General features: G+C 30.2%; 1 protein-coding gene. It reads right to left on the bottom strand.

Features of this window, described 5'->3' with window-relative positions; genetic code table 11:
• Nucleotides 1–235, bottom strand: a 235-nt coding sequence (locus ACY2RS_RS15940; RefSeq protein WP_490099631.1) for a hypothetical protein, incomplete at both ends; no start/stop codon positions are given.

Here is a 235-nt window from a genome sequence, read left to right as displayed (position 1 = left end):
GTTGAATAATATATTATTGAACTGTTCGGAATCTCTATCTGCAATGTCGCTTTTTTGAAATTCAAACACATCTTCTTTATCGCTAAAGCTATACTGGTGTTTCCATATTTTTGTGTTTAAATCATTAAATTCCGATATGGTCTGTCCTGCTAGTAGATTCGCTCCATATCTGTAATATTCACTATCCTTTCCTTGTTCGTCTTTTTTTGTTTTTTTTGAATAGAATAAAATTCTA

This window comes from Patiriisocius sp. 208BN25-11 (assembly GCF_058147145.1).
This window is presented reverse-complemented; position numbering and strand designations above follow the sequence as displayed.